Consider the following 24,420-nt stretch of genomic DNA (forward strand, 5'->3'; position numbering starts at 1 on the left):
GCGCCGAAGTCTACTTCGCTGTTTATGGCTTTTGCCGTCGTTTTGATCCGGTCGCGCCCCGGTGATATTTTCCCGGTCATCTGTTTCAAATACAAATCCTTGACCGCCAAGTTATGCACCGGATTGCCGATCACTTTCACCTTGTTGTCCCGGTCAAGCAGGAAGGTTTGGAATGTGATGTCTTGCGGAAATTTGTTCAATTTGTCCAACTGACTGTCCCGGTCGATACAGACCGGACGGTTAAAGTTGTCGCGTTTCAGGATATATCGCAATTCTTTATCATCTTTCGACTGGAAGACGAAAATGAACGGGATGTTGCTGTTTGTTGCCGAATCGACATGGGCGATCAATTCTTTCCATTTCGGCAGTTGTAATTTGCAACTGGTACAACCTGTTGAATCGACATAAATCAGCACTTTATATTCTGTATCGGGTATCCGGTATTCCACCTGCTCAGTGACGAAACGGGTGAAAGCCATATCCTGCGGAAACACGATCTCTTTTCCCTGCCATTCCTGAACTAAACGGGCAAATTGCTCTTTTTTGTCTTCTTTGCAAGAGGTTAACAAAAAGAATATAGATAATATGTATAACAGTGGTTTCATCTATTGTTATATTTTAAATTCCATGATCGGCTCGTCGCTTTCTACACATGTGGCGATGACCGTCTTTGTTTTTTCGTTTATATCGATTCCGTATATGGGTTTGTCTAAGGTGTATTTTTGTATGGGATTTCCTTTCAGGTCGAATACATATATATAACGCCCTCCGTCCTCCGGCTTTTCGCCCCGTTGATAAGAGGCTAATTTGTCTTTAAACCGGATTCCTTGGAATACGCTATAGATATATTTGTCAGTGATAACAATATCGCTGAATCCCATAATTCCGGTCGGGAAGCCTTCACCTTTGATGCTTTTAAACCGGGGTTCGCCGTTCGGACCGTATAATACGGTATGGGTATTCTCTTTGGTATTGTATATTTCGATGGATTCCCCTAATTGGGTGACCATTGCCAATATGCCATTGTGCGGGTTGTAATCGATAAAACTACGCCATGCCTGTGCTAATGCTGGGCGGATTTCCGAAGCCAAATCTTTTTCGGTAGGTATTTTACCGATGCTTCTGATAGGTTTACCACTGTAATTGACTTGCCAATATCGGTGCTCTCCTAAATAGTCCGGGATCAGAAAACAAGAGTCTGTGGCACAGAAATCTAATGAACGGATTAGATTTTTATCTAATCGTATCACTTCCTGTCTTGTAGCTGAATGGTCTTTTGCTGAAATCGCCCAGCGTGAGATCTGCATCTTGTTTGCATCGAGTGCATATATGGAATCGAGGGAGTTGAACTGGAATGTTTCGGCCGAAAGCATTTCTTCCGGTCCTTCACCCCGTTTGCCAAAAGAAACAATATGTTTCCAATTCGGATATGTGAAAGCATGAAAATAATTGTCTGCGTTATGCAAATCCATTACAATAGCTATACTGTCTTTGACCACTACCCGGAATGGGTAGCGGAAGAGGGCAGTGTCCAGTTCGATCACCCGCGCACTTATTGCCTTTTCATTGGGAAAAGTCGAATATCGAAAGTCGAATATCGGGGATAGTAAGTACCGGGGGAATCGGTACAGGAGATTATTGCACTGATACCTATTGATAATATGTATGCAAAACGTTTCACGATTATTATTTAATCTAAACTGAAGTCTGTGACTTTGTATTTTACTTTATAAGTTCTGCAATCGACAGAGCCGTATCCTACACAAATTGCATTATCATCGTTTTCTCCACTTGCTAATGCTTCAACATTCTGAAATGCCAGACTGTCCAATGTGCTTGTTTCATTATTGTAAAACAGGCTGCACACAGCCACCACAGCCACCAAACAACTTGCAATAAAAAGCAATTTTAATACTGTTTTCTTTTTCATGTTCCTTTTTTTGAGCGTAAAAGTAATCTTCCGATTTAAGATTGTCAACTAAAAGTGGAAACACTTTGCTGTTTCCGGTGAAATGTTGCCAAAGTGTTGATTTTGCTTGTTCGTTTTGTTACTTTTGTCTCACAAATGAGATGAAAATGGAAAAACATAGATTTATTATAGTCTTTGGAGGGATATCGATTTTAACGATATTGGTCGTGTTTTTATCTTGTTGTTACTTTTCTCAAATTAAAAATGAGCAGATTCTTAAAGCAACTTATCTTTTTAGTCATGCAGTCGATCTGGAAAAGGAACTGATGCAACCGGAGTTTATCTCTTTCCCAAGATCTGATACCGGCATTTCTTCTGATTCTACTGTTATCGAGACCGAAAAGGGAAAAGTTGTTTATAAAAAAAATAAGCAGGCGGATAGTCTTGCTTTGATCGATAAAAGAGAATGGTTTTTTCAGATGTTCATTTCATTCGAAAATCCCAATCGTGCCTTTACCCTCGACAGTCTTTTTCAAGAAGAACTGAAAAGTGAAGGCATAATGGCCCGGACTGCCGTTTCTTTTTTACAGGGCGACAGCCTTGTCAGTTGTTCGAATAAGCCGTTATCTCGGGCAGGGATCGCTTTAGACCCCATTGTCTTTGGCGTAGAACAGGATCAAAGGCAAATAGAACTACAAGCGTATGTCCTGTTCCCCCATTCCTATTTATTTAGCCGGATGCCTTTGATTTGGGGGCTGATTTTGTTGTGGTGCATTCTTGTTATTATAATGTATATATGGCAACGGCGCAAAAAGGTGGAGTATAATAAAGCGGCTGTTACTCCTGTTACGCCCGTACCGGTAGCGTTTTCTTCGGATGCTTCGGAGTGGATAGAGATAGCGCAGGATGTTTTTTTCAGCAAGAAAACGGGAGAATTGAAAGATCAGGATCATAAAGTTTTTTTGGCAAGAAACCGTTTACGTGCTTTTATCTGTTTTTGGGAAGCACCGGATCATACTGTCAGCTATCCTGTTTTTTGTAATGATGTGTTAGGGCGGCCTTTGAGCGAAGATGAATCGACAGAAGAAAATAGGCAGCAAAACCGAGCGATAAAGAAATCTATGACGCAAACCATAATGCGACTGCGAGAAGATTTGACAACTTTTCCGGAGTTGTCTATTGAAAATGCTTCCGGTTTATCTTATCGCCTGAATATTGGAACTGTCCGGGAGAGCAACATCGGGCTGGAGGATACCCGTAGTAGGTCACGCGGATCATAACCGGGGCGTTCTTCAAAATTTGGCATATTCCTGCCACTTTCAGGACAACCGCATCAAAATTTTCCAGGGTTGTGATCTACATATGAAGTTTTCTGCAAATCCTCTATCACTCCATCACTCCAAAGGTTGTAGCTATTAATATTCAAGCGTCAGAGACAGTGATACAAGACGTTTTCCTCTATCACTCCTCTATCACCTCTGGAACATGGTTTTTGTTATATTATTGATAATCAGTATACTGTATTCTATATGCTTTGGAAAAAGCATATAGAATAATCGAATAAACAAATGTAAAAATGAATATAACAGGTATTAAATCGGCGAAATACGGTTCTTCATTCACAAAAGCCCTCTCTTTTTTTGCCAAAGACAAGCACATAATTCCGCAAACACCCCCATGTTGCCATCCTTAACACCCGGGTGTACCGACTTTCTACACCCGGGTGTTAAGGATGGCAACATGGGGGTGTCCGGCAACTAAAGTACCGTGCTAGACAATGAAAACCACCCGGTTTTACCTATTTTGCACTCGTTTTTACATAAAATAATCGCGTGATTTACAGGGATGAGAAAAACTGCTATTGCCAGTGATAGGGTAGTGATAGAGAAAACGGGCATGTATCACAAATCAGACAATTTGAATATCAACTGATAGAAAGAAATCAGTGATACAGTGACAGAGGAAATGGGAAAAACTTATAAGATAAGGTCCTATTTTTTCTTTGGTATATTTCATACACAATAGTTCGTTAAAAATTCGCCAACCCTAAGCGGCTCTGGCAGTAAATAAAATGAGTTCTTTGAAAAGTTTGTCAATAACTTGCATGTCTGGGTTAATCCCAAACACGCAAATAAATCGTGAGTGCTGATAAAAAGCACTTGGAACAAATCGTGATCCGATTGCGAAAAGGCTTGAAGGATATCTTTCTTCCGGCTTTCCAAATTATACTGGAAACAGACTTGTTCAAAGTTGGCTGACAGAATGTGAATCTACTCTTTTTATCTATCTGAATTGTGTATTCAGTCCGTAATATAACAAAGATAGTAAAGTTTCTTTGCATAGCCAAGACTGTCGGACTGATATAGTCTAAATTATCCCTTCTAAATCCAAATAAGCGAACTGTATTTCATCGTTTAAGTTTATGATAAGCCGGTTATTTTCTTTGTCATAACAGAAATCGGTTATCATGTATCCGGTTTCCAGGGTTTTGAGGTAATTGCCATTTAAATCGAAGACCAGGAACTTTGTTGGATAGTAGGCGTCTGTGCGGTGATCGCCACCGGAATAAAGGGCCAGAATCTTATCTCCACAAAATTCAACTCCGAGAGAATAGTGCTGGGTTTGTGTTTTTTCGTTTACCCATTTCGGGCCGTAGATATTGCATTTTAAATTCCCGTTAAAATCACAGATGGTCATCAGGTCGTATTGAGTATAACACTGGACATATAATTGGTGCTCTGCGGATGCAGCGTATATGAAGCGGACTTTTTTCAAATCGGGATATTCGTATGGCATAGGATTTATTTCCCCGGTTGCCATATTCCATCTGGCAACCGAAGGTTTATAATCGTTGTTACCTATCGGTTCGATGATTTTGGCAATGCAAAGTGTGTCATTCAAATATAAATAATCATCCGGAAACAGTTTTTTTTTCATATCTATTTTTACACTTGGCTGATATTCCGGAGTCGTTAAAACACTGTCCAGGTCGTAAGCGAATATTTTCAGTTTGCCGTGATCCGATACAAAGAAGCGGCGGTTCGTCTCGTCGATTCCGACATGGCCTATAATTGTAATCTCATCCGGACCTTGTCCCTGATATGTACTGCTGGCAAGATGTTCGAATGTGTTTTTGTCAAACAGATGAATGAGTTTGTCCGGTGAATTATAATCGGTGACAATTAAATAATTGTCGATTAGATAAGTCCTCGATATCCGGCCTATCAGCACATCTTGTGTTGAAAACTCTTTCATTTTGTCCCGTACGTCGACCACCTGATCCCGTTTACTCTGGTGTTTTTCTGTTTCAGAATCCTGACTGCAACTCCAACAGACAGCGATCAATAAAAGGTATAACAATTTATTCATGACTTTATTTGCTTTTAATATGTTGTCACGATACAAATATACGAATATTATTTAATTACGATATGATCGTAACGGCTTTGTCCGAATTATTGATAGACATGAACTATATTTTTGTTTTTCATATCTTCATGATGAGATATTGGATCAGCCGGAGGCATAAAGATTCGGAATCTGTCAAAATAATTGCTATCTTTGTCGCCATTTGATATTAATAATTTAAGAAAGAAAATGGAAACAGTAGTAAGTGGCATTCGCCCAACGGGTAATTTGCATCTGGGGAATTACTTCGGAGCAGTAAAAGGATTTTTGCAAATGCAAAATGAGTATAATTGCTTTTTCTTTATTGCAGACTGGCACTCGTTGACTACACATCCGCATCCTGATAATATCCGTAACAGTGTAAAGACGATCCTGGCCGAATATCTGGCTTGTGGCATCGATCCGGAAAAAGCGACCATCTATCTTCAGAGCGATGTGCGCGAAATTCCTGAATTGTATCTGTATCTGAATATGAATGCAGGGATCGGCGAGTTGATGCGTACTACTTCTTTCAAGGATAAGGCACGCCAGCAGTTGCACATCGACCGTGTCAACACCACGGAAGGGGATGTGGAAAAGGAAATTTTCAACGAAGGCAATAAACATAGCGTAAGCGCCGGTTTGCTGACCTACCCGACTCTGATGGCTGCCGATATCATTATTCATAAGGCGGTGAAAGTACCGGTAGGGAAAGACCAGGAACAAAATATGGAAATGGCGCGCCGTTTTGCCCGTCGTTTCAATGCAACTTACGGAGTCGAATGTTTCCCGGAACCCGCCTCTTTCTATTATTCCAATAAGGCGATCAAAGTTCCCGGACTGGACGGATCCGGCAAGATGGGTAAGAGCGAAGGTAATGCTATCTACCTGATTGACGATGAAAAGACAATCAAGAAGAAGGTGATGAAAGCTGTGACAGATGCAGGTCCGACGGAACCGAACAGTGTGAAACCCGAACCGATTGCCAATCTGTTTACGATGATGGAAATCGTATCGACAAAAGATACTTTCGATTTCTTCAATGAGAAATATAACAATTGCGAGATCCGTTACGGAGATTTGAAAAAGCAGTTGGCTGAAGATATCAATAATTTCTGTGCTCCGATTCGTGAACGTATCTTGGACATTCGTTCCAACGAAGACTATTTGGCAAAAGTAGCCCGCATGGGAGCCGAAAAAGCAAGCGAGAGCGCTGCGAAAACGTTGCGTGAAGTGCGTGAGATTATCGGATTCAGAGGATAAGCATATTCAGGCTTACTATATTTGAGGCACGGATTACACCGACCTCACGGATGAATTAAAACCGTGTAGTCTGTGTAGTCCGTGTTTTGTTTATGTTTGCAAGGCAGGTGATTTTGTGCGGTATAATTTATTAAAATCATAATAAAGAACCTGAAAATCGGATTATTAAATGGAAAACTACTTTACTTTGCAGTGAATAGAGACAAGTAACAAATGTATGGCGGCAATATCTGCGGGTGAATTTGAACGTATTTTCAAGGAGTTTTATAAGCCCTTGTGCCTGTTTGCACTCCGTTTTACAGAAAAAACGGAAGATGCCGAGGACGTCGTGCAGCAGGTTTTTGCCGATGTTTGGGATAAGAACAGCCATGATATGGTAATTGCTAACTTTAAATCCTATCTCTATCAGGCGGTACGGAACCGTTCCCTTACGCTTATCGCCCAGTCTTCCGATATGTTACAGACAACGGAATGTATTGCTGATATAGAAGACCTGTCGGAAGAGGAACAGATATATCAATCGGAACGGGATGCGCGTCTTTGGGCGGCTATCGACGGATTGCCTGCTGAACGGAAGAAAATATTTCTGCTTTCCAAGCGGGACGGATTGAAATATCAGGAGATTGCGGAGGAGTTGCAGATTTCCATTAAAACAGTTGAAAACCAGATGGGAAAAGCATTAAAGACTTTGCGGGAAACTGCCATACGGATTTATTGTTTCTTTTTTTCTTGAATGAATAGGGGTTTTTTCAAATTTCCGGTCTTAGTGATAGAAAGGTTAAATGTTTATGTATCACTAATACAAAAAAGAAAAATGAAGAAATTCGTGTTATTTGTGATGTTGATGATGAGTGTGGTATCGGTGAGCGCACAACGGTGGTCGTTGACGCCGGAAGTCGGGATGACGGCCGTCAAGAGAGGCGGCTTTTCTTATATCGATGAATCGGGATACACTTGGAATGCCCGTTGGAAAATCGGAGTTGGAGTGGAGTATGTTGTTAAACCGGACCGTTTTTCATTGAAATCGGGGTTGTATTATGCTCAACGGGGATATTCGAGACAATCGACTTCGTTCGGGAACATTTACCCGACAATAGACGATCAGTCGGAGTCTACTTTTAGTAAAAGCTATTATAAGACGAGGCGTCATTTCTTGGAAGTCCCGTTGATGGCGAATTTGTCATTCCGTTTAGCGGATAATGTACGGTTGAATCTGGCTGCCGGTCCTTATATCGCTTATTCGATGGGAGATAAAAATATAGCTGTGTATAATGAATATACACCGGGTAATAGTAGCAGTCATGAAAGTTATGGCTCTATCTATTATGGAGGTAATGGAGGTTATTTGTATGGTGGCGGATGGGTAGAGAAAGGTTTTAGTCATGAAAGTTGGACGCACGATAACTCTTTCGACTGGGGACTTTCGTTTCAGGCAGGATTGGAAATAGGCTCCTGTGTGATGAATGTCGGTTACGATGCCTCTTTGGGCAAGGAATACGAATATGATTCGGTCGACTTGAAATACCATACTTTCAGTTTATCTGTCGGTTATAAATTTAAATTAGGAAAATAAACAATGGAAAGGGCTGTGGCAATTGTCCATCGTCCATTATCAATTGTCAATTGAAATGAAGAACAACGAGCGAGATGATAGATTTGAAAAACGCCTTCGTTTTGTAGTCCGGCACTACAAAGAGGGGAGCTTGGATGAGGATAAGGCTTGGAAACGGTTTGCCTTTCGGCAGGGAATCTGCCGCCAGGTCGCTTTTCGCCGTTATTGGATGGCGGCCGCTTCTGTTGTGCTTTTGCTTATTGGATTCGGCACTTTTTATGTGAAAGAGCGTAATAATCCCGAATGGGTATCTGTCGCTACTGTATCGGGGCAATTAAAAGATGTTTATTTGCCGGATAGCACGCTGGTTTCTATGGCCGGAAATTCGACACTTCGGTATGATGTGAAGAAATATGGAAAGGAAAGACGTGTGGTGGAGATGACGGGAAAAGCTTTTTTCCAGGTGAAGAGGAACGAGGCGCGCCCCTTTTCCGTTCATACTGCCATGACGGAGGTGACGGTTTTAGGTACCAGCTTCCAAGTTAGTGAACAACCGGACATGACGGAAGTCGATGTCGTTACGGGAAAAGTGCGTTTTGCTGCCGGAAAGGAGCCCGAACCGGTTATCCTGACAGCGGGAATGTCGGCCTCTTATTCGAATGAAAAGAAAGAAATAGATATCCTGAAGGAAGAGAATCCGAATAATCTTTCCTGGAAAACGAAGCAGCTGAGGTTTAACGATACGCCTTTGGAGAAGGTGATCAGGGACCTGAACGAGTATTACCAGGTGGAGATCATCAACAAAGTGGATTCGCCACATTCAACGATCTGCCTCTTGACGAAGTCCTGATGGTTATCAATCAGACGTTGGATATCCGATTGGTTCCCCAGAAAGATAAATAAAAAATATGTATCGTGTTTACCTATTTGTCATCGGGATTTGTATATGTTGCCCGCTGATCGGAGCGAAAGAACCTTTGCACTTGTTGGCGGACCCGACTCCTACTGTCACGCTGGATATGAAGCGGGTGCCCTTACAGGATATTTTGCTGGAGATCGAAAAGCAGACCGGCCTGTTTTTTTCCTATGAATCGTCGATGTTGAAAGAATTCCGCCATGTTTCGTTGACGGCGCGCGACGAGTCTCTTTCTTATTGCCTGAAACGGTTGTTCGAGCCTTTACCTCTTGTTTACCGGATTACGGGACGTTATGTGATATTGAAACGGAAACCCCGGCAATATACCATCAGTGGGTTTGTGCGGGATTCCGCATCCTACGAGAGTCTGATTGCGGCGACCGTAGTGGAACGTTCTTCCGGAAAAGGATCGGTTTCCAATAATTACGGCTTTTACAGTATTACGCTACCTCCGGGGAAAGTGGTGCTGTCTTCTTCTTATGTCGGCTACGAGCCCTGTTCCGTTACGTTCGAGTTGACCTGCGACACGATGATCGATCTCTCCCTATCGCCTGCCGGGGTACTGGGGGAAGTTGTGATAAAAGGAATTTCTCCCCGGTCGGATGTTTTGAACAGTCGGGTAGGGGTGTCGGATGTCCCGGCAAGCCGGGTGAAATCGTTGCCGGCCCTGTTGGGCGAAACGGATGTTGTCAAGACTTTGCAGCGGCTACCGGGTGTGACCGGAGGAACAGAAGGCATGAGTGGCTTGTTTGTGCGGGGAGGTGATGGCGACGATAACCTGTTTTTGCTTGATGGAAATCCGGTCTATCATACAGACCATGTGTTAGGCTTCTTTTCGGCTTTCAATCCGGATGCTGTGAAGAATGCCACTTTTTATAAAGGAAGTTTTCCGGCGGAATACGGCGGGAGACTTTCTTCTGTTGTAGATGTGCGTACAAACGAAGGAAACCGGAAAGAATATCACGGGAATATCTCGATCGGCTTGCTGGCGGCGCGTGCCAATCTCGAAGGGCCGATCATCAAGGATCGGTCTTCGTTCAACGTGTCGGTACGGCGTACTTGGATGGAATTGATTACCTGGCCACTCATGACGGCAGTGAACAAGAAGGCCGATACTGAATGGAAGGGGGGATACCATTTCTACGATATGAATGCTAAAGTCGATTATTCTTTTACGGACCGTAGCCGTGCTTATCTGAGTTTTTACATGGGAAGTGACAGTTATCGTAACGGTGAGGATTCGAAAGATATACATGGTGAAGATCGGGACTTCCGCTGGCGCTGGGGAAATCTGATCGGGTCTGCCGGGTGGAACTACCTGATCAACCGGAAACTGTTTGCCACTTTCACCGGAGGGTATACCCGCTACCGTTCGCATATAATCCAGAAGCAGAATGCTTTTGTCTCATCGCCGGATAAGAGCGGACAGATCTATTTTCAGGAAGGGCATTATCGTTCGGCTATGGAAGATATGAGTCTGAGAGCCTCTTTTGACTATCGCCCGAATGTCGACCACCGGGTCCGGATGGGAGGCGATTACCTGTTCCATCTTTTTCGTCCCGAACAGAGCAATATGAGTTCCTGGTATAAGGATTCGGTTGTTTCGCAAATGAATAATACGGTCTTTTCGCATTCCTTGATTCATGGCCACGAAGTTTCCCTGTATGCGGAAGACGAAATGTTGCTGACCGACCGGTTGCGGGTGAATGCCGGGTTGCGCTTTACCCTTTTCCATGTGCAAGGAGAGACATACCAGTCATTCCAGCCCCGTTTTTCCGCCCGCTATCTGTTAGGGCGGAACCTGTCGGCAAAAGTGTCCTATACGAAGATGAACCAATATATCCATTTATTGTCCAACAGCTATATCAGCCAGCCGACGGATATCTGGGTGCCGGTTACCGGGAATATCCGTCCGATGCATGCGCATCAGGTAACGGGTGGCCTATTTTGGCATTATAAAGAATTGGATTTCTCGGCTGAAGGCTATTACAAACGGATGAATAATCTGGTGGAATATAAGGATAACGGTCCGGTTCTTCCCTCTTTTGAGGGGTGGGAAGACCGGGTCGGAGTGGGGAAGGGACGTTCTTACGGCTTGGAACTGATGGTGCAGAAAAAGACCGGGCGGTTTAACGGATGGATCGGGTATACGCTCTCCTGGTCCGATCGCTGGTTTCCGGATGGGACGGTCAACAAAGGACATCGTTTCCCCTCCAAATACGACAACCGGCATAAAGTCGATATCGTCGCTTCCTACAAACTTTCTAGGAAAGTGGAGCTGACGGCAGCCTGGATGTATAAGTCCGGTAATCACCTGACGATTCAGGATGTGCAATACCGCCCGTTACCGGAGCTGACGGAGCGCGGCTATCAGGAGGAGCTTAGGTGGGGATATGGCGAGAACGCAAGTTCGCGCAACAATTACCAGCTTCCGGCTTACCACCGGCTTGATTTAGGTGCTAATTTCTACCGGTATAAGAAGAACGGGCGTATGGGAATCTGGAACCTGAGTCTTTGCAATGCCTATTTTAAGGCGAATCCTTTCTCAGTCCGGCCTATTTATTATCAAACGGAAAAAGGGCGGGAGGTCGTGTTGGAGCAGACCTTGTTGTTTCTTTTCGTCCCTTCCGTTTCTTATACATATAAATTCTGATGGCGATGAAGAAGATACTGTTTGCCTTGTGCCTGCTTTTGTTTGCCTCTTGTACCCGCGACGTGGTGCTGGTCCTTCCGCCCGTTTCTCCACGCCTGGTGCTGAATGCTTCCGTTTCGCCGGATACGGATGTGACGGCTTTCTTGTCCAAAAGTTGGTTTGTCTTGGACACGGTTACGGACGACGGGGTCGAGGATGGCAGCATACAAGTGTTTATAAACGACCGTTTGCAAGGACGTATGCAGCCCGTTTCCGATAGCCGGTTTACAGGACGGTACGTGTTGCCCGGATGCCGTGTGAGGGCCGGCGATCGCTTACGGCTGGAAGCAGAGGCGGGTGGTTTCGATCCGGTAGGGGGAGAGACAGTTATCCCGGATCCGGTGGAGGTGTTGTCTGTCGATACGGTCCGTTTTACCCGCTTTGGTTATGGAGGATATGAATATCCTTCCATACGGCTGTATGTCCGGTTCCGTGACAAGCCGGATAAACGAAACTATTATCGCTTGATAATTGAAAAACAGACAGAGTTCCAGAAGGGAGACAGTGTGATAACCTGTAGTTCGATGTACCGGTCAGAACTTAATTATACGGATTGGTTGGGTGTAGTTTATGAAGATCCGGTATTTCGTTCGACAGTGACGAATCCGGTTATTGAACAGTTAGATGGGACGACTTGCCGGGGCACGTTTACGGACGATATGTTCGATGGCAAAGACTATACGGTCCGCTCTTCTTTCTGGCCTGTCGATAGTTCCTTTAAGGGCGATTCTGTAACGACAACGGTGCATTATGATATTCGTCTGATGGCTATTTCGGAAGAATACTATCGGTATCTGGTTGTAATCCGTAATTTCTCTATCTCGTTGGGTGATGCTTACTTAGATGGTTTGGTGGAACCCACCGCCACTTATACGAATGTCGAAGGTGGTTTTGGAATTGTTGCCGGTTGCCAACTGGCCCATCGCCGTTTTACAATGCCTTTCGGTGATAAAGAACCCTCTTGGAATCCGTTTGCCGTTTATGATTGATTTAAAAAAATTTCCGGATCGAGTAGGGGTTTTTCCTGTTTTCCTGTCTTATGGATGAAAAGTCAATAAAGATAAGATGAAGAAGTTTATGTCGAGAGGATGGTTTACCTGTGTTTTTGTGTGTTTGAGTTGTTTTTTGATATCGGAGAAGTTGTTGGCAGAGGTAAATGGTGGAGATGAGGTTCGAACGGTTACATTGAACATGTGGAACGTTTCTTTGAAGGAGATTCTGACAGAGATCGAGAAGCAGGCCGGAGTGACTTTTTCGTATGAATCATCTTTGTTGAAAGAGTTTCAGAAAACGAGTTTCAAAGTGAACGATGCTGCATTGGACGATTGTCTGGCACGACTTTTTGCCGGCTATCCGTTCGTGTACAAGAGGACAGGAAATATTGTCGTTCTGAAACGTAAACCCAGACAGGTCACGATCAGCGGTTTTGTGCGGGATAAAACTTCCGCAGAATCCCTGGTCGGGGCTTCTGTGTATGAAGTGAACAGCCTGAGCGGTGTGGCTGCCAATACCTATGGATTCTTTAGTCTTTCGTTGCCTGTACCGTCGGGCAGTGATGGTGCTCCCGTTCGTTTGCAAGCGTCTTATATCGGTTATGAGAGCCATCTGTTCACAATTCCAGTGTTGAAGCAAGACACAGTCTTGGTAATCGATTTGCAGCCTAATGCCGCAATCGGAGAAGTGTTGGTGACAGCCTTGGAAACAACCCGCCAAACGGTCCGTAGTACGCAAATGGGAACATTGGAGGTGAATCATGCTACTATTCGTGCGACTCCGACTTTGTTGGGGGAGGCCGATATTATCCGGACCTTGCAATTGACACCTGGAGTGTCGGCTGGGACGGAAGGTATTTCTGGTTTGTATGTTAGGGGTGGAAATTCGGATGAGAACCTTTTTCTGGTCGATGGTAATCCTGTCTATCAGGTGAATCATATCGGCGGTTTTTTCTCTGCGTTCAACAATGAGGCGATTAAAGGCATGAATTTCTTCAAAGCCGGTTTCCCGGCCCGTTACGGCGGACGCCTTTCTTCGGTGGTGGATGTGCATACCAAGGAGGGGAATATGAAAGAATTTCATGGATCCGCCTCTTTAGGGTTGGTTTCCGGTAATCTGAATCTGGAAGGGCCGATTTGGAAAGACCGGACTTCTTTCAATATAGCGCTTAGGCGTACGTGGTTGGATGTGCTGACGGCTCCTGTGCTGGCGATTGTAAATAAGAAAAATAAAAAGAATGGGGAACGTATTAATGTCCGTTATGCTTTCCATGATTTGAATGCTCGTATCGACCATCGTTTCAGCGACCGGAGTAGGATGTATTTGAGCCTCTATAACGGGAATGATGTCTTGAAAGTAGGAAGTGAAGATTTTGCTTATTCCGAATATACAAGCGAATATCGTAATACGATCGACGCCTATATGCGTTGGGGGAATTTGGTCGCTTCTGCTGGCTGGACGTATGCGTTCAGTAATAAGTTATTCGGAAAATTGTCCGGTTTCTATACGCGATATCGTTCTAAAATCAGATATAAAGAGGAAGATGTTTCCGGTAAGGAAGGTGATTCCGGATATAAGTATTCTTTGGACGAGACGACCAATGTGACAGGAATCACGGATTTTGGTGTTCGTACCTCGTTTGATTATCGACCGGTGGCGGCACACCGTATCCGTTTTGGCGGTGATTACCTGATTCATTATTTTCAACCGGAGTATAACCGGATGAAAGCATTGGACAATAGTCTGCCGGATTCTATGCAGATTGCTAAAACTTTTTCCGACGACAAGTTGTGGGCACATGAATTGGCTGCCTATGCTGAAGATGATTGGTCGATTTCCGATGCTTTTCGTTTAAATGTCGGACTTCGTTTCAGCCTGTTTAATATTGATAACAGGACGTATACCGGTATTGAGCCGCGTGTTTCTATGCGCTGGTTGCTTTCACCTGATGTTAGTTTGAAAGCTTCTTACTCCCGTATGAACCAGTATGTACATTTGATCAGTAACAGCTTTATGGATTTGCCGACTGATTCTTGGATGCCGGTGACTAATAAGTTGAAGCCGCTTGTCAGTGACCAGATTTCTTTGGGTGGTTATTACAATTGGAATCAGCTATTGGATTTTTCTGTTGAAGGTTATTATAAACGGATGAACAACTTGTTGGAATATAAGGATGGTTATAGTCTGATTCCTTCATCCGTTTCATGGGAAAATAAGATGGCTTCCGGTGAAGGGCGTGCTTACGGAGTGGAGTTTATGGTTCGTAAGCAAACAGGAAAAACAACTGGATGGGTCGGGTATGCGCTGGCGTGGGCGGATCGTCAGTTTGACGAAATAAATAAAGGACGGCGCTATCCTTCCCGTTACGACAATCGGCATAAATTGAATATTGTTGTCATGCATAAACTCTCCAAAAAAGTAGAGCTGTCGGCTGCCTGGACTTATTCGTCTGGTAATTATACAACATTGTCACTGGAAAATTATTATCCGAGTGACCATCTGCACCAACCGGGAGAAAGACCTTTCTGGGGGAATGGGACTGGTGAAGATTATTATGACCAACGTAATAATTATCAACTTCCTGCCTACCATCGTTTGGATGTGGGCATTAATATATATCGTCCTAAAAAGAAGGGGCGTATGGGAATTTGGAATATTAGTATTTATAACGTGTACAGCCGGATGAATCCTATCCTGGTTTATAAAGGAGATGTCAAAGAGGAGGCTGGATCAGACGACTATGGGAATCCGAATGTCACCTATCGGAATGCATTCAAGTCTATTGGTATTTTTCCGATCATACCGTCGGTTTCATATACATATAAATTTTGAAGGAGGAAAAAGATGAGATATAATATTTGTATATTGGTTTTGTTGTTGTTTGTCTTGTCCGGTTGCGAGAAAGAGATAAATTTGGAACATATGCGTCCTGAACCCAAACTGGTGTTGAATTGTCTGGCCGTACAAGGTGATACACTATCGGTAGAACTTTCCCGTACCTGGTTTTATGCGGATAATAAGGTCAAAGATATTTTTGTGTCTGGTGCGGATGTAAAACTTTATGTGAACGATGTGTTCCGGGAATCATTGTCCGAAGTGGCCGTAAAGTATGAAGAGCTTGATATCGATGCCGTTCGTTACAAATCTTCATCTTATATACCTGTGGCGGGCGATCGGATACGCCTTGTGGCTTCTCGGAATGGTTTTAAGGATGTGGAGGCCGTGACGGAAGTCCCGCGCCCCTGTTCTGTCTCGGGTTTCGAACTTCAACAGGAGAGTGTAAGAGATACTACTGAATGGTTTGATGATGCATATATACATTTGGCTCAAAATAATACCGTGTGCTTCACTCTTCACGACGAACCAGGCGAAGACAATTATTATCTGATTTATTTCCGTCAGGGAAATATTTGGGGAGGAGAAAACGATACTGTTTATTCCTGGTATTCTTTTAGGCCTGATTATGGTAGTGAACCGGTATTTGCTGTTCAGAATTCGGCTTTAGATCAGATTTTCGGATATGATGGTGTGGGTGGTTATAACGGACTTGCTTTTTCGGACGAGTTGTTCGATGGGAAAAGCTATCAGTTTAAGATCCCTTGGAAAATAAGTCTTAGCTATACTCAGAGTGTCGATTATACCCCCTACATATACCGTTGTTATCTGTATTCCGTTTCTCGCTCCTATTATAATTATATGAAAACCATGAATGATTTGTATGAGAGTGGCTTTGTCGGCGATCTGGCGGAAATAGGCTTTGCCGAACCGGTCCGCATCTATTCGAATGTAGAAGGCGGAACCGGTATTTTAGGCGGCAGCTGCATGGAGTCCTGGGAATTTACAAGTGAATGATCAAGTCTACGCTGACCGGATAATGGTCCGAAATCCCTTCAGTTTCTATTCCGTTGTGGATATGGGCGTCGACACACCGGGAAACCAGGGATGGAGAAACCAGTATATAATCCAACCGTTCGCTTATCCCGTGCAGACGGGTGTCGCCATGTTGCCATCGGTAAAGGAAAGCGGTCGGGAATGTCGTTCGTTTATCGGCAGGGACATACAAACGGCATATATCGGTCAGCCCGATGGATAGGAATTGGGACAGAACTGAATAATCAAGCCGTCCGTCACGCATATTCCGGTATGTTTCTTGTTCGGCATCCCATTTCTGCTTGTTTTTGATGAGTTGGGCGTGTGTTTCCACCCAATCGGCGTCGAAAGGCGAATAGGCGTTGAAATCTCCCATGACCATACAGTTGTCCAACTGATTGTCCTGTATGTATTTTGTCAGCATTTGCGCTTCTTTCAGTCGGAACTTCCAGTCGTGAGGGCTGAGATGGGTGACGATGATATCCAATCCATACGTTTTTACGTGCAGCATGCCGTGCCAGAAATCTTCTACTTGTTTCTTTACGACCGTGATCGGTTCGTTGGAAGTTATGCCGACCGGGTATCCTTCTTCTTTCACGATGGCATAATACTTATGCCCGTATTCGGAGGCTAGTTGGCCTAAATTCTTTTCTGTAAATCCAACCAGTTCGGTTATGGCCAGAATGTCCGGTTGCTGTCCTTTTATCCAGTCGATAAAGTTTGCTCGCCGGGAAGCATCATGTTCGAAACCGTTCCAAATATTGTAGGATATAACCCGTAGTTTCTCTTTTCTTGCTGGTTGCCCGTTGCTTGTTATGGGAAATAACGATATGAGCAGTAAGGTATAGAGTATATGATGTAGTTTCATGGTTCTATTGTTTTGACACATTTAAAAGTGGGTGTTGCGATAATTTTGTCTATTATTTCTTTATGTTCAGTTACCGATCCGGAACATTCCGATCTTGCCTGCCGGATAGAACATGAACTGGCGTTCCATCTTTCCGCGGATCGGATTGTATTCGTAGTTAACCCCTACGCCGACCCTGAAGCCGCTGTCGTTCACCTTGAATTCGAATGCTCCGCCTACGTTTGTATGGTTGTAAAACGGGTTCATCAGCATATGTGGGTTGTTTCTTTCGTTGTGATCGTAAAACGTATATTGTCCCCATCCTCTCACTGTCATCCAGTCGGTCACGTCATAGCTGGCCATCGCATTGAACCCGCCCATGAATTGGGGGGAAGGATTGAACGGGGTGAAATAGCGTCCGCCGAAAGCGCCTCCCGACAGGGAGAACCGGTCGTATGTCCATAGTAGTTCCGTGTTGATCCGGGTAAGACCACCGATGCCGGGCCATGTGTATTGTTGTCCGCTTGTGATAAAGGCCACTTGTTCGCTGACGGGGATGATCGATACTTCATGGAAATCCAATGCCATCGGCGAAACACGTCTTAACATCGGTGTGTAAGGATTGAAGAAAGGCTGGTAGGCAGCAGATGAAATAATCATGTCCATCGGGCGTTCCTGTTCATATGCGGATTGGACCGGAAGATCGGGAATGAATTCACGCAACTTGGCTTCGATCAGTTGCCTGTCCGATGGCGTGAAACTTTTGTATGTGAATTTGGGCAGGTTCAAGTCGAAAACTGCCCGTTTGGGTACTGCCACCATTCGTCCTTCTTTGGTTCTGATCCAAGTCAGATCAGATTGTGCTTGCAAACATAATGCGCACAATAACAATATGATTAAACTAATTCCCCGCTTCATACAACAACTCATTTAATTTCTGCGAAGATAAAAATAAATTTAGATATTTGTGTATAAATAATGAAGATCGGTGCAACTATCCGGAAATCTGTTTCATCATGTAATCAGAGGGTAGCAAGTATTTATGGACGAACAACTGTTAATCGACGGATGTAAGCGTGGCGAAGCATTGGCTCGTAAAGAATTATATGAACTGTACGCACCTGCCATGATGAGCGTGTGTGTCCCGGTCAATTTGGTGATTAATTTGTGGGACAATCCGGATTGGAATGTGTACGTCTCCGGGGGCATGATAGAGAAAGGAGTGCGCTTCGAGTTTTGAAAATCAATGGCATAGTATAAACTATTATGTGCTTCCGCTTGTTATATTTTATAGTTACTTAAAAAAACAGGCGATGAAATTCTTTATTGACACGGCTAATCTGGATCAGATCCGGGAAGCAAATGAATTGGGTGTACTAGACGGTGTTACCACCAACCCTTCTCTGATGGCGAAAGAGGGTATCAAGGGAGTAGAAAACCAGCGTAGACATTACATCAAAATCTGCGAAATGGTGAATGGGGATGTGAGTGCCGAAGTGATTGCCACAGACTACGAAGGCATGATCAAGGAAGGTGAGGAACTGGCCGGACTAAATCCGCATATCGTAGTGAAGGTCCCTTGTATAGAAGCCGGAATCAAGGCAATCAAGTATTTTTCAGGTAAAGGCATCCGTACGAATTGTACGCTTGTCTTTTCTCCGGGACAGGCATTGTTGGCGGCCAAAGCGGGTGCGACGTATGTTTCTCCTTTTGTCGGCCGTTTGGACGACATTGCGAGTGACGGAATTGAACTGGTGCGTAAGATTGTTGAGATGTACGATTACTACGATTACGAGACGCAGGTGCTGGCAGCCTCCATCCGTTCTACACAGCATATCATTCAGTGCGTGGAAGCCGGAGCCGATGTGGCAACCTGTCCGCTTTCTGCTATCAAAGGCTTATTGAAACATCCGCTTACCGATAGTGGCTTGGCAACTTTCCTTGCCGACTATAAGAAGGTGAACGGATGATTTTCTTCCTTTTTTTATTCACTCTTTAGGCTTTTTACCGGGTTGCTCGAAGCTGCCCGGTAACTGTGCCATCCTACCGTTAGTAATGTGATGGCCAAGACGATGCCTCCGCCCATTAGGAAATAGAGTGGGGAAATGCTTATCCGGTTGGCGAAACTTTCCAGCCAACGGTTCAGCAGTACCCAGGCAAGAGGTGTTGCAATCACGAATGCCACTGCTATCCATTTGACGAACTGTCGGATCAGTAGTAACATGATGCTTCGTGTGCTGGCTCCATTCACCTTTCGGATGCCGATCTCTTTGGTCCGCTGTTTGGTCGCGTACAAAGCCATTCCAAACAGGCCGAAGCAGGTCAGGAGGATACTGATGATGGAATACATCAGCAATAAGTTCGCCATATCGGTCGTCCTGCGGTTGCGTTGCATGAATACTTCGTATACATCTATATAGGTGAAGTATTCATTAGGGTTTACCTTTTTCCATACCGCTTGTAACGTTTCCATCCCTTCCTTTTTCTGTTTTTCATTCAGTCTGACATAGAGTGTCCGGTAGTGTTGGTTGCCGGCGTTATTGAGATAGATCAAGGAAGGCATCGCTTCTTCTTCCAGCGTATTGATATAGAGGTCGCTGACAATCCCGCAGATTGTACATGCCTGTTTTGGATCCCCGGCCAGGACATTTTGGAAGGATTTGTCATACCGGCTGACCAGTTGGCCGACAGGGTTTTCACCGGCCGGGATCAGTATGTCCGCATATCTCCGGTTTATGTAGACTGGTTGGTCATATTTCTGCATGGCTTCCCGGGGAGCCAGTCCTTGGTGGATTTGTAGGTTCAGGGTTTGCAGGAGATCTTCTTCGCCCATGTATTGGACCGACGAATAGTAGGATTCTGATCCATCTTTGTTTTCAACAATGATCTGTTGGAGCCAGGCGAAGAGGAGGGAACCTCCGGCACGTGTGACGGAGGCTATTTCCGGTCTGTTCTTCAGTTCGGCTGCGAATGTGTTGACATCCAGTTTCCCTCCTTTCCAGCTTCCGATTTCGATTAGATTGCGGTAGCATTCGCCTTTCTTTTGTGTCAGTTTCAATTGTGCATGGATGGTGAGTGTTCCGATAACCAGCCCGATGGAGATGATATACTGCATGACGGAGAGAGCGGTGACGACCTTTCTTTTTTTGTTTCCGGTGAAGAACAGGCGGTAGTTGCTATCCGTCAGGTTGGCGATTTTCCGGCTCATGTAGCAAGCTGGGATAATGGACATGATCAGGATTAGTCCGCAGATAACGGGTAGCACCTGCCTGTTCAGAAAAAATCCGGTGGTGATCCTTCCGGACATGATCCGGTTGAAAACGGGGATCAGGTCGTGGGCGATCAGCAACGAGAGCAGGAAGGCGATGCCGACCGTGAGGAATGTATCCAGAAACAATTGGTAGTTCATCTCTGCTTGTGTGGCTCCCATCAGCTTTTGTGTGTGTATGATCCGTATCTGTTGAAGGATCCGGGAGAAACTGAGATTGATATAGTTAGAGCAGGCGATCAGCAGGATCAGTAAGGCTGATATCAGCCCGATGAGTAACAGCGATTGCTGGGAACGGGCGATATAAGGAATCGATTCCTGCGTATAGTGTTGGAAATAGGATTCTTGTAAGGTATAGAAATAGTATCGCCCTTTCTCCTGTTGCAGGGTAGGGACTCCGTCTGCTTTGATCTTTTGGGCGAATTGTTCTTTGTCGAACGAGGGGGAGACTTTCAGAAGGGCGACTCCTCCACCGTAATAGTCTTGTCCGATACCGGTGAGCATGTCGAATTTGAGGTAGGACTGAGAATGTTCTTTCAATACGGCAGCAATTTGGAAAGGGCGGGAAAGGGGTGTTGTTTCGTCCTCATAACGTATGCCTCCGTCCGCCAGGTCTATTTGGACAATCTTTCCTACCGGGTTTGTTTTTCCGAATAGTTTCCGGGCACATGATTCGCTTAGCGCGGCTTTGTCCGGGGAGGCAAGGGCGTCATGCAGGTTGCCGTGCAGTACTTCATATTCGAAGAAGCGGGCAAAAGTAGTGTCTGTTATGGTAATCAGGATTGGGTCGTATTTTTTATCCCCTATGGTGACGGAGTTGCAATCGATTGAGCCGAAGCGCAGGTAATCTTCCACTTCCGAATATTGCTCTTTTAGTTGAATCGGGATCTTTCCAACAATAAAAGATACCTTTTCTCCTGACTTCAGCGGCGAATCCTGGGCCATATAGACGATCTTTTCTTTGTTCGGATTATCAGCCTCGATGTTGAATTCATATATGACGAAGGCTGCCAGCAGGTTTGTACAGGCAATCCCGATTGCCAAGCTGACAATCGAAATAATGGAAAACGTTTTATTGCGCCACCAACTACGGAGGACCAGTTTGAGTGCTACGGCTTTCATGACTTTTGTTTTAATACGGATCAAAGCTATCCCCTTTCTGTGGATGTCGCAAAGGATAGTTCTTTTTTCTTCGGGAAACCGAAAATTTGTCTAATTATTGGACAATGGGACCGTCATTGAGTGAAGGGAAATGTTTAGGTGTAACTTGTTTTCGACAATGTCGAGAATATATGTAACATTGTGGGGAACAAATTACGTTTGATTGCGGATTTCTTGATAGAAAATATAATTTTGTAATCAGAAAAAATGAAACTATGCTGGATGGGAAAATAATTCTTGTGGATGATAACGAAGCAGTGTTGAAAACATTGAAAATGATTCTGGCACGCGAGTTCAAGACGCTAGTAGGAGTGTCCGTGCCGACACTTTTGCCGGCTTTGTTGCGTGAGGGCGATGTCGATATTGTCCTGTTGGATATGAATTTTGTGACCGGACGGCAGGATGGAAGCGAGGGCTTGTTTTGGCTGGATCGGATTGTGGGGCGTCCCGATCCGCCGCAGGTGGTCTTGATCACGGCCTTCGGAGATATTGAACTGGCGGTTTCCGCCTTGAAAAGGGGAGCGGCTGACTTTGTTGTCAAACCGTGGGATAACGAGAAGCTGGTAGCGATTTTACAAGGGGCTTTCCGGCGCAGGCGGAAGGTGCGGACAGAAGCGGCTTCGATGAGGCGGATATCGGCAGAGGAGGAGAATGGGCAGGTCGTTTCCCTTTTGGTCGGGTCTCTGTTAAAGAAATACGCACAGGCGTATGGAAAACAATTGCCGGTCGTTACATCCGACGGGCTGGATAAACTCTCCGGTCTGATCCGGCAAGGGGATCTTTCGGCTTTGCAACAAACAATCGAGCGGGCTGTCTTGTTGACGGACTCGTCTTCGCTTGGGGCGGACGATTTCCATATCGAAAAAACGGCTTCCGCATCCCGTCCGGTGACATTGGAGGAGATGGAGAAGCAGTTTATCAGTGAGGTGCTGCGCGAGAAGAACGGCAACCTGACACTTTGTGCCCAACAGTTGGATATCAGCCGGCAGACGCTATATAACAAGATACGGAAGTACGGTTTGTAGCCGGATAGACACCCTTATCGTACAACGATCATTACATAATCCCGTTCATGCACTTTCGGGTTATCCAGCAGTTCGACCAACTTCTTTTGCTTGGGCGAGCCGGTGCGCTTTACCAGTTCGCGCATCTCGGTGACGGTACGGAGCATGTACAGGCAATCGTCCGTTTGTCCGTCCGGCCAGAAAGGCATCCCGTCGTCTAGGTCGTTAATGAAGCCCCTGTTTTTGTCAGCCGGCAGCATGACCGTGCGTCCTTCTTCTTTCAAGTAGACTGCCTGGTGGGTCAGGCTCGGTTTGTAGTCATATTCCCAGCCGAGCCAGTTTGCGATGATTCGTCCCCCCTTTTGATAAAGGCCCATGAACAAACCTTTGGGGTTCTCGTAAAAAGTTTTCAACCACATTTTGCCTTTGGGGATTTTAGCATCCGCCATCTCTTTCAGGTTAAGCCCTTGCTCCCCGTAACGGATAGCGTAGAGCGGGGCGACGGTTTGCGGATTGCGTAATTGGTAGACGGTGTCGCAATAGGGCATCATGAAAGTCATCCGGTCTTGTCCGGTGTTCCAGTAAAACGTTTGGAAGAACGGAATGTTGTCGGTCATCGTGCGCGGGGCCAACTCCCCTTCTTTCAACCTGAATTTGCAGAGCGTATCGCCTTGGAGGTTGAACGTCGTGATTCCGTCCGGTTCTCCCGTTGCCTCACTTTGGTTACATAAGGTATAACCAGTGGAGGAGAAACCAAGTAGTTTGTCGTCGCGTCGACCGAGCGGATATTTCTCGATGGGGCTTTCGGGGAAGATGTAACTTTGGATCGTCAGCATCGTATCCAGTGGCGGCAAGACACTGATGCAGGGGATGCTGTCCGTCCCGGTTCTCCGCGTTTCCTGAGTCTTCCCGCTAAGGGCGACATACATGCGGGTGGTTTTCTTATCGTAAAACATGTTCTGCCCGTTCATCTCGTTGTTCCATTTATAAGCCAATGCCTTGAAGCCATACCGTTTGCTCGGAATACCTTGTTTCCGGTAGTAGATGCGCGGGTTGTTGAATGTGATAAAGGCATTGCTATCCGGTAGCTCGATTGCCTGGGTGACGGTGAACCGGGCATCTCCGACGGTATAGTATTCGATCTCGGAGGCGATCTGGCTCAACTTCAACGGAGCGGGTTTCCTGGAGGCTTGTTCCACATCTACGATTTTTACGGGTTCGGAACGGTCTATCTGGGCTTCCATCTGTGGGGCGGCCGGGATGTGCCGTGCTTTTTCTTCCGTCTGCTTGCATCCGGTCGTTATCAGTAAAACGGATAGGATACCTATGGTAAAAAGGTGCTTTTTCATCTTGAATCTGTATTTGTAGCGAATGTAATGATTTATTATGAGCCTGTTTAAATTTCCCTGAAATAAATTTTGCATAGCCTTCATCGGCCAGCTTTATCTCTTTATAGGATTATTTTGAAAAACAACTGTCATACTATCACTAATTTCCTTTTATCAATTGAATATCAATAGACACAAGCAATGATAGTAGGTATGATGGATGCCTATTC

18 protein-coding genes and 2 pseudogenes are annotated in these 24,420 nt (G+C 45.0%); 12 read left to right on the forward strand and 8 right to left on the reverse strand.

Going from position 1 to position 24,420, the window contains the following annotated elements; translation table 11 throughout:
* The 3 genes and pseudogenes from BHV83_RS21060 to BHV83_RS21070 all read right to left on the reverse strand — a co-directional run.
* On the reverse strand, positions 1-605 hold a 605-nt coding region (locus BHV83_RS21060; protein ID WP_286758029.1), incomplete at its 3' end, for a TlpA family protein disulfide reductase.
* A 6-nt stretch (positions 606-611) separates the two neighbouring features.
* Positions 612-1,681: pseudogene (locus tag BHV83_RS21065) on the reverse strand (BF3164 family lipoprotein).
* Positions 1,682-1,690: 9 nt separating this feature from the next.
* A complete protein-coding gene (locus BHV83_RS21070) occupies positions 1,691-1,930 on the reverse strand; it encodes an NVEALA domain-containing protein (RefSeq protein ID WP_286758026.1) in 240 nt (79 codons plus the stop codon).
* Between the two features lie 146 nt (positions 1,931-2,076).
* Here BHV83_RS21070 and BHV83_RS21075 point away from each other — a divergent pair, with 146 nt between their 5' ends.
* Entirely contained in the window at positions 2,077-3,189 is a 1,113-nt protein-coding gene (locus BHV83_RS21075; protein WP_229032942.1) for a hypothetical protein, read from the forward strand.
* 1,087 nt (positions 3,190-4,276) lie between these two features.
* Here the strand turns inward: BHV83_RS21075 and BHV83_RS21080 are convergent.
* Positions 4,277-5,278 carry a 6-bladed beta-propeller gene (locus BHV83_RS21080; protein WP_182320023.1) on the reverse strand — a complete coding sequence of 334 codons (1,002 nt, stop codon included), beginning with the start codon at positions 5,276-5,278 and terminating at the stop codon, positions 4,277-4,279.
* 228 nt (positions 5,279-5,506) lie between these two features.
* On the opposite strand from BHV83_RS21080, the gene trpS reads away from it, so the two are divergent.
* The 8 genes and pseudogenes from trpS (at position 5,507) to BHV83_RS21120 (ending at position 16,564) form a co-directional block, all read left to right on the forward strand.
* On the forward strand, positions 5,507-6,559 hold the full coding sequence (gene trpS, locus BHV83_RS21085) for a tryptophan--tRNA ligase (protein ID WP_005637744.1): 1,053 nt from the start codon (positions 5,507-5,509) through the stop codon (positions 6,557-6,559).
* Positions 6,560-6,776: 217 nt separating this feature from the next.
* Positions 6,777-7,292, forward strand: coding sequence for an RNA polymerase sigma-70 factor (locus BHV83_RS21090; protein WP_005646827.1), 516 nt, complete (start codon positions 6,777-6,779; stop codon positions 7,290-7,292).
* An 81-nt stretch (positions 7,293-7,373) separates the two neighbouring features.
* A complete protein-coding gene (locus BHV83_RS21095) occupies positions 7,374-8,132 on the forward strand; it encodes a porin family protein (RefSeq protein WP_046452183.1) in 759 nt (252 codons plus the stop codon).
* Between the two features lie 55 nt (positions 8,133-8,187).
* Positions 8,188-9,014, forward strand: a pseudogene (locus BHV83_RS21100) (FecR family protein).
* 5 nt (positions 9,015-9,019) lie between these two features.
* Positions 9,020-11,680 carry a TonB-dependent receptor gene (locus BHV83_RS21105; protein ID WP_286758027.1) on the forward strand — a complete coding sequence of 887 codons (2,661 nt, stop codon included), beginning with the start codon at positions 9,020-9,022 and terminating at the stop codon, positions 11,678-11,680.
* Between the two features lie 5 nt (positions 11,681-11,685).
* A complete protein-coding gene (locus BHV83_RS21110; protein WP_119216012.1) occupies positions 11,686-12,708 on the forward strand; it encodes a DUF4249 domain-containing protein in 1,023 nt (340 codons plus the stop codon).
* A gap of 76 nt (positions 12,709-12,784) precedes the next feature.
* Positions 12,785-15,544 (forward strand): TonB-dependent receptor, encoded by a 2,760-nt coding sequence (locus BHV83_RS21115; protein WP_195489512.1) that lies wholly within the window; start codon positions 12,785-12,787, stop codon positions 15,542-15,544.
* A gap of 12 nt (positions 15,545-15,556) precedes the next feature.
* The gene (locus tag BHV83_RS21120; RefSeq protein ID WP_022321256.1) at positions 15,557-16,564 is read left to right on the forward strand and encodes a DUF4249 domain-containing protein; all 1,008 of its coding nucleotides are present in this window, start codon (positions 15,557-15,559) and stop codon (positions 16,562-16,564) included.
* Here the strand turns inward: BHV83_RS21120 and BHV83_RS21125 are convergent.
* Positions 16,551-17,450 (reverse strand): endonuclease/exonuclease/phosphatase family protein, encoded by a 900-nt coding sequence (locus tag BHV83_RS21125; RefSeq protein WP_022321255.1) that lies wholly within the window; start codon positions 17,448-17,450, stop codon positions 16,551-16,553. The genes BHV83_RS21120 and BHV83_RS21125 overlap by 14 nt on opposite strands.
* A 66-nt stretch (positions 17,451-17,516) precedes the next feature.
* Positions 17,517-18,347 (reverse strand): hypothetical protein, encoded by an 831-nt coding sequence (locus BHV83_RS21130; RefSeq protein WP_005637729.1) that lies wholly within the window; start codon positions 18,345-18,347, stop codon positions 17,517-17,519.
* A gap of 124 nt (positions 18,348-18,471) precedes the next feature.
* On the opposite strand from BHV83_RS21130, the gene BHV83_RS21135 reads away from it, so the two are divergent.
* Entirely contained in the window at positions 18,472-18,669 is a 198-nt protein-coding gene (locus BHV83_RS21135; protein ID WP_119215993.1) for a hypothetical protein, read from the forward strand.
* A 73-nt stretch (positions 18,670-18,742) separates the two neighbouring features.
* Entirely contained in the window at positions 18,743-19,399 is a 657-nt protein-coding gene (gene fsa / locus BHV83_RS21140) for a fructose-6-phosphate aldolase (RefSeq protein WP_046452187.1), read from the forward strand.
* Between the two features lie 14 nt (positions 19,400-19,413).
* Here fsa and BHV83_RS21145 read toward each other — a convergent pair whose 3' ends face one another.
* Positions 19,414-21,819 (reverse strand): ABC transporter permease, encoded by a 2,406-nt coding sequence (locus BHV83_RS21145; protein ID WP_119215994.1) that lies wholly within the window; start codon positions 21,817-21,819, stop codon positions 19,414-19,416.
* Between the two features lie 254 nt (positions 21,820-22,073).
* Here BHV83_RS21145 and BHV83_RS21150 point away from each other — a divergent pair, with 254 nt between their 5' ends.
* Positions 22,074-22,883 (forward strand): response regulator, encoded by an 810-nt coding sequence (locus BHV83_RS21150; RefSeq protein ID WP_122205960.1) that lies wholly within the window; start codon positions 22,074-22,076, stop codon positions 22,881-22,883.
* Between the two features lie 14 nt (positions 22,884-22,897).
* On the opposite strand, the gene BHV83_RS21155 is transcribed toward BHV83_RS21150, so the two are convergent.
* Complete coding sequence (locus BHV83_RS21155; RefSeq protein ID WP_036724370.1) at positions 22,898-24,211, reverse strand: DUF4933 domain-containing protein; 1,314 nt, start codon at positions 24,209-24,211, stop codon at positions 22,898-22,900.
* Positions 24,212-24,420 lie beyond the last annotated feature (209 nt).

It is taken from the genome of Parabacteroides sp. merdae-related_45_40, assembly GCF_001915675.1.